Origin of the sequence: Litoreibacter janthinus (assembly GCF_900111945.1) — a bacterium.
Lineage (GTDB): Bacteria > Pseudomonadota > Alphaproteobacteria > Rhodobacterales > Rhodobacteraceae > Litoreibacter > Litoreibacter janthinus.
On record NZ_FOYO01000002.1, the window covers coordinates 77884 to 87201 of the forward strand.

10 protein-coding genes are annotated in these 9318 nt (G+C 54.4%); 4 read left to right on the top strand and 6 right to left on the bottom strand.

Annotated elements, in window-relative coordinates; translation table 11 throughout:
* The first annotated feature begins 19 nt into the window (after positions 1–19).
* Positions 20–676 (top strand): sugar transferase, encoded by a 657-nt coding sequence (locus BM352_RS18295; RefSeq protein WP_090220575.1) that lies wholly within the window; start codon positions 20–22, stop codon positions 674–676.
* A gap of 104 nt (positions 677–780) precedes the next feature.
* Here the strand turns inward: BM352_RS18295 and BM352_RS18300 are convergent, their stop codons facing one another.
* Positions 781–1893, bottom strand: coding sequence for a polysaccharide biosynthesis/export family protein (locus BM352_RS18300; RefSeq protein ID WP_090220577.1), 1113 nt, complete (start codon positions 1891–1893; stop codon positions 781–783).
* Positions 1894–2077: 184 nt separating this feature from the next.
* A complete protein-coding gene (locus tag BM352_RS18305) occupies positions 2078–2917 on the bottom strand; it encodes an ABC transporter permease (protein WP_090220579.1) in 840 nt (279 codons plus the stop codon).
* 128 nt (positions 2918–3045) lie between these two features.
* On the opposite strand from BM352_RS18305, the gene BM352_RS18310 reads away from it, so the two are divergent.
* Genes BM352_RS18310 through BM352_RS18320 form a run of 3 tightly spaced genes read left to right on the top strand, consistent with a single transcriptional unit; the run spans position 3046 to position 6073 of the window.
* Positions 3046–4215, top strand: coding sequence for a KpsE/RkpR family capsule polysaccharide export protein (locus tag BM352_RS18310; protein ID WP_090220582.1), 1170 nt, complete (start codon positions 3046–3048; stop codon positions 4213–4215).
* A 5-nt stretch (positions 4216–4220) separates the two neighbouring features.
* The gene (locus BM352_RS18315; RefSeq protein WP_090220584.1) at positions 4221–4886 is read left to right on the top strand and encodes an ABC transporter ATP-binding protein; all 666 of its coding nucleotides are present in this window, start codon (positions 4221–4223) and stop codon (positions 4884–4886) included.
* Complete coding sequence (locus BM352_RS18320) at positions 4883–6073, top strand: glycosyltransferase (RefSeq protein WP_090220586.1); 1191 nt, start codon at positions 4883–4885, stop codon at positions 6071–6073. Before BM352_RS18315 ends, BM352_RS18320 begins: the two co-directional genes overlap by 4 nt.
* Here the strand turns inward: BM352_RS18320 and BM352_RS18325 are convergent.
* The 4 genes from BM352_RS18325 to BM352_RS18340 are packed head-to-tail and all read right to left on the bottom strand — an operon-like array spanning position 6048 to position 9008.
* Positions 6048–6707, bottom strand: coding sequence for a PIG-L deacetylase family protein (locus tag BM352_RS18325; protein ID WP_090220589.1), 660 nt, complete (start codon positions 6705–6707; stop codon positions 6048–6050). The two genes, BM352_RS18320 and BM352_RS18325, sit on opposite strands and share 26 nt — an antisense overlap.
* Before the next feature lie 9 nt (positions 6708–6716).
* Positions 6717–7637: a DapH/DapD/GlmU-related protein gene (locus tag BM352_RS18330; RefSeq protein WP_175500739.1), complete on the bottom strand. Its 921-nt coding sequence runs from the start codon at positions 7635–7637 to the stop codon at positions 6717–6719.
* A 28-nt stretch (positions 7638–7665) separates the two neighbouring features.
* Entirely contained in the window at positions 7666–8739 is a 1074-nt protein-coding gene (locus tag BM352_RS18335; RefSeq protein WP_090220594.1) for a glycosyltransferase, read from the bottom strand.
* A complete protein-coding gene (locus BM352_RS18340) occupies positions 8739–9008 on the bottom strand; it encodes a glycosyltransferase family 4 protein (protein WP_139229875.1) in 270 nt (89 codons plus the stop codon). The genes BM352_RS18335 and BM352_RS18340 overlap by 1 nt, the downstream gene beginning before the upstream one ends.
* Positions 9009–9318: the final 310 nt, after the last annotated feature.

Consider the following 9318-nt stretch of genomic DNA (forward strand, 5'->3'; position numbering starts at 1 on the left):
CATTGTTTGGGAGATTCAAATGCAGCTGATCAACTCGCGTCGGTATTCAGGCACAACTCCTGTACCGTTCAATATCGCCCCTAAACGAATGGTCGATCTTGGTCTTGGCCTGACCATGTCACTGCTTCTTGCGCCAGTGCTGCTGTTGGTGGCGTTGGTGCTCTGCTTGCAAGGTGGGGCGGTGATCTATGGTCATCGCCGCGTAGGGCATCACGGGCGCGAGTTCACCGTTTGGAAGTTTCGCACCATGGTTTGCGAGGCAGATCAGAAATTGCCTCAGCTATTGGAGGGCTGCCCTCGAACGCGAAGGGCATGGGTGAACAACCGAAAACTAGACAATGACCCTCGCATCACGCGGGTCGGTCGGCTTCTTAGACGCACGAGTCTCGACGAGCTTCCCCAGCTTTGGAATGTCCTTTGTGGAGAAATGAGTTTGGTCGGGCCACGTCCGGTGCCTCGTGATGAACTCAGTGAGAAATACGGTCTCACTGCAAGGGCATATGAAACAGTCAAGCCCGGGATGACGGGGCTATGGCAGGTGTCAGGTCGCAACAGCCTGACTTATGCTGAACGTGTCGCATTAGATCAGCGCTATATTCTAACGCGAACCGCATGGCTGGATGCGAAAATACTGTGGCGTACGCTCTGGACTGTTTTCCGCTGCAACGGCTCCTGATCGGACAACAAAAGCGACGTGTAATCGATGTTATGTAACTAAAAATCACATGTTCGCAGAAGGCACTGCAATCAGCCAAAGCAAATCAGGTCGCAAAACAGGTTCTAGTTGCCTAGCTGATTTGCCACGCCAAATGCTCCGCCGATAAGCCCGAAGACCGTACGCACGTTGTTCACAGGGCTTTCAGTCGCGTAGACAACGTCTTTCGCGTTGATCTTGAAATTGCGAGCGCTGAACAATCCATCCGCGCTGGCCAAGTCCATAGTGAACACAACGCGCTGATTGGATGGTCCGGAAATGCTGTCAGCTCTGACGGCGCGCGCGCCATATTCGCGCAGAACCAGAATGCCTTGGGGGTTCGCGCGATTGTCGTTCAAACCACCCATCAAGGTCACGGCCTCAAGTGCAGATACATAAGACTTGGGGAACGTAATCAGCTCTTCTTTTCCTGATGCGCCAAGAGCGAGGAAGTAGCTTTCGTCTTCTACAACAACGATCTTGTCGCCGCTGTGCAACGTCGTGTCGAGCGCAGGCGATTTCAACAGCTTATCCAAGCTGATCGCATATGTCGAATTGCCCCTCAAAAGACGGATCTGCGGATTCTTGAAACTGTCTTTCGCTCCACCACCTAATGCCAAAGCGGATAGCACGGTCATATCGCGCTCTTCGAGCGGATAGGCGCCCGGACTGTTGATGCCAGAAACAAGATTAACAGAGTGACGTTTGCCGGCCTCTGATGTCAGCTGAACCTGCGCCGATGGGGACACTGCCAGAAGCGCGTCCTGGATTTTCTCCCGTGCGCCGGCTTCTGTCATGCCGCCGATATTGACCGATCCGACATAAGGGACAAATACCGCACCATTGGTGGAAACGCGTGTCGCCTGCAACTGCGTGACCTTGGCCTGTGGCGCTGTCAGCAGAGAGTTCTCGTTGTTGTCCCAAACGGCGATATTGACGGTATCCCCTGCAAGGATCACACGGCCAATCGGGCCTTTGCGTTTGCCAACCCAGCTATACGACGTCACGCCGCCGGTGTTCGGCCATTTGCTGAAACGCGGAAGCAGGTCCTTGGTGACCGGATATACCGCGATATTGGGCTCTTCTGACTTGGATTGTTTGACGATCTCGCTCTGGAGCGCGGCGCCGCGTGGCAAGGCACAACCCGAAACAGAGAGTGCAACGGCCAAAAGCAAGTGGCAGCTAATTTTATAAACCATTTTTGTCCCTCAGCGGCAGACACAAGACCGATTGCAGATACGGTTAATTGCTGGCGCTTACAGACCACAAATAGCGGTGCGGGGTCAATTCATAACAAGATATTCTTTGTGCGAGAGAGCCATGAAATGGCGAAGAATCAACAATCTCGCGGATATCCGCCGCCAGCCTATGACGAATAGCAGGTCAGTTGTTGATGATGAACTTGTTAGACGTCCGTAGATTCACCAAGCCAATTGTCATCAAAACCAGCGAAAGCATGATGACATAGAGCCACGAAATATATGCGCCCTCGTATTCTGGATAGAATCCGACCCGAAGCGATCCGATGATATGGATCAGCGGATTCCACCACAAAACCGCCTGAAAATCACTGGGCAAGGTGTCGTAAAGATAGAAGATCGCAGAGATGAAGAACATCGGCCGCGTTAGGATCTTCCAGATGCTGCGCCAAGACGGAAAGATCTCGAACAAAGTGGCATTCATCAGACCGACCGACGCCCCGAGCACCAAAGCCATCCCAAGCGCCATAAAGACGTGCGGAAAACTAGCGACGGAATTCACACCGGAATAGATCAATAGGCCGGAGAATACGATCAGCGCGACTGTAAATTCTGTCAGCGCGATCAGGGTGAACCGCCCAAGGACAACGTCGGTATGAGTGACCGCCGGATAGAACAAAAGCGCCTTGTTTTGCGCGATGCTCGTAGAAATTTTGGATTGGGCACTATTATACATGCCGAACGGGAGATAGCCGGTCGCATAGAACAGCGGGAAACTATCCCCAAGCGGCGGCTGCTTGAAAATGATCGAGAAGGCCAGCGTGAACACGACGATGATGCCGATCGGCTCTAACACAGCCCAAAGATATCCCAAGGATGATCGACCGAATGTCGTCGAGACCTCACGCATCAACAGGGCGGCTATGACGCGTACCGTTTGAAACGGCACCCGTCTACGAGCCACCGCCATGGCTGGCTCGGGGTGCTGATTTGCGGAAGGGCCTTGATCAGGAGTATCAGTCATGCGCCGATGATTGCCTCAAGGAGCGTATTGGTTTGAAACGAGTCGTAGCTACGTATAGAACATTTCAAAGAAAAACAAACCTCTCGTCCCCGTGCGGCCAGCGTTCAGAGAAACTAGGATCTACGTAAATGACAGTTACTCCTGCGGTCACGAAAACGCCCCCTGTCCACCCCGTTAAGGTCCCTCGCCCCGCCGGCAACGCCAAACTTCGCAGCCGCCACAGGTTCTTGGTGGCATCGTTCATTGCAATGGTGCTGATTCCGGTTTGCCTGATCGTGGGCTACCTGTTCTTGCGTGCAACTGATCAGTATGTGTCGGAAATGTCGTTCTCGATCCGGTCCGAAGAGTTCGTAAACCCGCTCGACGCCTTGGCAGGGCTCGGCCAATTGTCGACAGGGACAACGTCCGACGCGGATATTGTCTATGAGTTTATTGGAAGCCAGAAGATTGTCCGCTCTATCGATAGTCAGATCAACCTGCGCAAAATCTATTCAAGCGCGGAAGGCGATCCTGTCTTTACGATTTCGCCCGACGTCTCGACCGAGGGGCTTGTGGCTCATTGGCGTTGGATGGTGCAGGCCAGTTACGACAAAGGCAGCGGCCTGATCCACGTCGCCTCATTTGCTTTCGATCCAAATTCTGCCGAGACGATAAACAACGCCATTCTGACGGAGTCGCAGCGTCTGGTCGACAAGCTGAGTTTGCTCGCCCGTGACGACGCCACCAAATACGCCGAAGCTGATCTTGACGATGCGCGCGCGCGTCTGAAAACAGCGCGGCAGAACCTGAGCCGCTTCCGCGCGGAATCGCAAATTATTGACCCGACTATCGACGTGCAAAGCCAAGGCGGTGTAAGCGCGGCCCTGCAACAACAGCTTGCCGAAGCCTTGATTGACCTCGACCTTTTGGAAGGCAGCACCTCGAATGCAAATGACCCGCGGGTGGAGCAAGCCGTGCGCCGGATCAACGCCATCGAGAAGAGGCTGGAGGGGGAACGCGAAAACCTATCCTCCGGCGTTGATCGCGGCATGGTGACGATTGTCGGGGATTACGAAGCTCTCATCGTAGAACGTGAGTTCGCCGAGCAGGCCTTTCTGTCAGCCGCCGCCTCCTATGACAGCGCGAAGGCGGAAGCGAAGCGGCGCACCAAGTATCTTGCCGTTCATATCGAGCCAACCATCGCCGACACGTCCCTTTACCCAAGAAAACCGCTTATTATTGCGGTATCTGCCGCGTTGCTGACCTTGATCTGGGCAGTGTTTATGATGGTCGCATATTCCGTGCGCGACCGCCGCTAACTGCGATGATCACTCTGAATCATCTGACCAAGAGCTTTCGTGTCGGCTCTGGTCGTAAGTTCATAGCTAAGGATATCAGCGCGGTTTTCCCTGATCGCACCTCAGTCGCCCTTCTGGGGCGAAACGGTGCGGGCAAATCGACGCTGTTGAAGATTATTGGCGGAACCATGCGGCCGGATCGCGGCACGGTCGACAGCAGTGGTGCTGTGTCATGGCAGATCGGCTTTGCTGGTAGCTTCCACCCGGACCTAACCGGTGCGCAAAACACCCGCTTCATTGCGCGGGTGTATGGGATCGACACCAACAGTCTGGAAGACTACGTGCTCGATTTCTCCGAGCTTGGCGCAAGTTTCAAAATGCCCGTTCGGACCTATAGTTCGGGGATGCGAGCGCGACTGGCCTTTGGCGTGTCTATGGGAATTCCGTTTTCCTATTACCTCATCGATGAGGTCACCTCCGTTGGAGACGCGTCGTTCAAGGAGAAATGCCGCGCCGTCCTCGAAGACCGGCTCGACCGAGCAGGCTCAATCGTGGTCTCTCATAGTGAGAGCACCCTGAAATCTATCTGCTCTGCAGGCGCCGTGCTGGAGGGCGGGCGGCTCTTCTATTACGAGAGCGTTGACGACGCGATCGCCCACCACAACGAAAACATGGCAAAGCCGCACCCTTGAGCATCAATACGGAAAACAAGCGCGATCCAGCGTCAGGGCGCATTGACATCTTGCACCTGACCTCTGCCCATCCGGTTTCCGACACCCGCATTTTTGTCAAAGAAGCCCGCGCCTTGGCCGATGCAGGGTATCGTGTGGCGGTTGCAGGGCCCGGCGACATCACCGGCCATCAGACCAAAGATCACGTTCAAGTCTTTACCTTGGCGCGCCCCAAAGGCCGCCTCGCTCGCTTTACCAGTTTTGCCCGCTCGCTTTACCGATTCAGCGTCGATATGAGCCCGCGGGTGGTTCATATTCACGACCCAGACCTGCTGCTGCTTGCATGGTTCCTCAAGCGACATGGGATCAAAACCGTCTATGACGTGCACGAAGAATTCCCCAAGGCAATCCTGTCCCGTGCTTGGCTGGGGCCGCTGATCATCCGCCGCGTGGCGGCGCAACTGGTCGATAGGCTGGAGCGATCCGCCGCCGGCTGGCTGGATGGTATCGTGCTTGCGGACAAACAGCTTGCCGACAGGTTTCCACAAGACCGCAGCGTTGTCACCCGCAACTATCTGGATATGTCGGAATGGCCGACCACGTTGCCCGCACCCAAAGAAATCACGCCGCCCTTGCGGTGCATCTATGTTGGCGACATCAGCGAAGCACGTGGCCTGACACGCATGTGTGACGCAATTCACGAGGCAAATGAGGCAGGCATCGAAGCGACACTGGAATTGGTCGGGCGCATCAGTGATACGCAGCGCGACACCATCTCCAACCACCCCTCCGCCCGCCACATCATCCAGCACGGCTGGGGCACGCGATCTGAAGTGGCGAGCAAACTCGCAACCTCAGACATTGCCTTTTGCCTTCTGGAGCCCACGCCCGCCTACCGCGAGGCACTTCCCGTCAAGGTGTTAGAATACATCGTGTCCGGCCTGCAGGTCATTGCCACCGACCTGCCCCGCTTGCGCAGCGAAACGCTGCTGAATGGCGCTATACATTTCGTGCCATGGGACGCCCCCAAAGGCGCTTTGGGCGCGGCCATTGGCAAAGCCAAAACGACGGACCGCGCGAGACAGGAGCAGCTGCAACAGGTTGTCATCGACCACTACAACTGGGCCAACGAGGCCGCGCGCTTGAATGACTTCTATGACAGGCTGTTGAGCGATAAGGCTTCTAAAGAGGCTGATTCAAACGAATGACCTCGAATGCCTCGGACATGGCCATCCCCGAGGTCAGACCATTGGATTTGAGAATGGTTCGAACTGCATCTCCTTGGAAATACTGCCTGTGGGACTGGCTCACGTAGCACTCTAGCCCCGCCATTTTCGTGTCGTACTGGGATTCCGATATTTCTACATGGCAGTTGTGAATGGCGTGGCTGATGTTCCATGGCAGCAGGTACCCCAGAAGCGTTTTACGCTTGAACGCTCGCTCTGATTCCTGTGCTAGGGTCAGGTGGTCCTGATGGCGGTCCTGCAACGACGGGCAAAAGACAAGATCAGGCTGAGTTGCGCGCCCCTCCTTCACCAGTAGTTCCAAAATTTCCTGACGGTACTGCGGAAACAGACGCACAGGGATGTCGAAGATCTCTAGGTTCTCTTGTGGGATGCCCAAGGCTTTTGCTGCGGCTTTCTGCTCATGAATCAGCGTGTCTTTTTCCAAGCCCTCAGGCAAAGATTGCCACGCGTTACAGAATACAAGCCAGCGAATTTCGTACCCCGCTTCGATCAATCGAGCGATCGTCCCGCCCATGCCGATTTCGCAATCATCGGTGTGTGCGGACAGCAAAAGTGCTTTTCGACCGATTCCGGCGCCTTTTGAAAATAGCGACATCTTCGCCTCCTACTCGGGGTAGCGCGCTTTCAAAACACGCGCGGGTGATCCGATAAGGACCACATTCTCGGGACATGACTTAGTGACAACCGCACCAAGTCCCACAAGACTTCTGTTACCAATCACAGCTTGGTTCATGATGGAACTGTTTGGGCCGATCCAGCAGTCCTCTCCAATTTTTACACTACCGCTGACCTCTGCGCAGGCGATAATCAAACTACGCGCACCCACTTGCACGTTGTGCGCCAGGAAAACGTGATCATCAATCACAACGCCTTTCGAGATGTAGGTCGGGTTCAACGTGCCACCCGCCACCGTCGTGAGGCACCCGATTGTGACGTCATCTTCCAGCACTACGCCACCGATATGGGGCAGCTGGAAGTTGGAGCCATCAGTATCAATCTCGATGCCAAATCCCGGCTGGCCCAAAGCTGACCCTGCGCGAATGATGCAGTTTTTCCCGATGACGACGTTGTTATCGAGAACGACATTCGGGCCAATAACCGTCCCGTCACCGATGCTGCAATTCGGCCCGATCACAGAGTTCGGGCCAAGAGTAACCCCCGCCCCTATCGTCGAACTCGCGTGCACGACCGCACTGGGATGTACACCACTGTCAGCGGGTGGAAGGAAAAACTTCGAAACCAGTTTGCCAAATGCGAGGCGCGGATTTGACACCCGCGCAACGACAGTCTTCACTTCAATGCCGTCAGGAATCTGGGCGGCCTCATGACAGACCAAAACAGATGTCGGGGTTGCCAAGCATGTCTCCGCAATTTCACGTCCGGTGAAAAAAGTCACTGTGCCAGCGGCAAACCGATCCAGCGAAACCGGCTTTTCCAATGAAAAATCAGAGTCCGGTCCAACAATCGTTGCCGAAAATTCATCCGACAATAACTTTAGAACTGCTTTGGCGTCGACTTTGGTCATACAGTTTTGCCCCCCTAGGCTATGTAGGTCAAAGTGATTTATAAGCTTCGAGGAGCTTTTTCTCCTGCGCTTCCCAGCAGAATTTTTCGACCAGGGCTTCGTGCCGTTCCGGGCTGCGAATGTAGGTGTCATAATTCAGTGCCACCTCAAGGAACGCCGCAGCAAGTTCGTCGGTGTTGTCGGCCTCGTAAGATACGCCTAGCTGATTGTCAGCAATCAGCTTCTTCTTTTCAACCAAGTCGGCAGCCACAATCGGACGTCCGGCTAGAATCGCCTCAAAGAGCTTGTTCGGCATCCCAAATTCGTAAGACAGAACCAGTGGAATCCCCGGTGAAATGCAGGCATGCGCTGTCTTGATGTAATCCACGATCCCATTCGGAGCGATCGGCGGGACAAAGTGAAGGCCGATATTCTCGCCGTATTTCCTGTGCAACGCTTCGATCCGGTTGACCACTGCAGGCACTCGGTTTCCGATCATCGCAAAATGGATACCACGAGGGTATTTTTCCATAAAATCAGCATTGTCCGCCGCTTTTGATAAGCCAATGACGGCCTGCTCCAGGCCACGGTTAAACGTCACGTTGCCCGTGTGGACGATCAAGAATGCACCATCCCGTATCATCAACTCGTCACGGATATCGCTGCGATCCAACGTCATCTGTCGCTCTAGGATCGGCCAGCTCTTCTTCCGCGGGCTATTGAATAGCACGATAGGACGAGCAATTTTGTAGGTCTTCTCAAGATACCCTGCGATCTTGTGCCCGACGGTGAAAATCACATCTGCCTTGGGCAGATACTTCTTCTCAAGATGCACCACCTGCATCTTACGCAGCCACGGCAGCGGCGGGTTGCGATGCGTCTCAAGTTCATGGCTATCAAATACAAGCTTGGCATTGCACGCCTCTGCGACCTTGGCCGCAAGCGGCAGTGAAATGCCGTCATGCGAATGAACGATGTCAGGCTGCCAGTCGGTCATTTCCTTCTGGAACACCATCCGCAACGATAGATCGCAAGAGACGGTGTGGAAAAGAAGACTAAACTTCTTGAACCTTGAATCCGCGGCGGAGTAGCCGAACCTCTGTATTCTGCTCAGTATACCCATTATTCTTCATCTTCTTCGCGATAACGATTATTCAATCGGACAGTGTCTGTTGGCAACGGGGTTCCGAATAGCTTGTGCTTGATCAAGCCAACCACGTTCCACTCGCGCCGGACATAAGTCACGCCGTTAAACTCTTCTAAAACCGGCACCCTTGCGCCTGGTTTCCATGTGCAGAAAACGCGGACTTCATATCCTGCGGCGGCAAGCGACTCTGCCTCTTTCACTACCCGATAGTCAGGATTGCACATATTGGGCACGACCATTGCCACCCGCTTCTTCGTTCTCGGTTCTACCATATTTCAATTTATACCTTGATTCCGCTGACCAAGCCGGTCGCGATAGGGTTCTGCGCTCTTTTACCTAAACTTGCGAACAAGATTTAGCCATTTGTCGTGTGGCAGCGCAAAATTGCCCGTTACTCGTGATTTGGAAGTTACATCCTTCGTGACAACTGAACCAATTGAAACGGTCGCCAGTTCCCCAACGGAAACGCCGTTACTTATCGCACACTGAGGCCCAAGATAGGCCTTATCGCCGATCCGAACGCGCCCTGAAATGCTAACGTTGGAGCAGATTGTT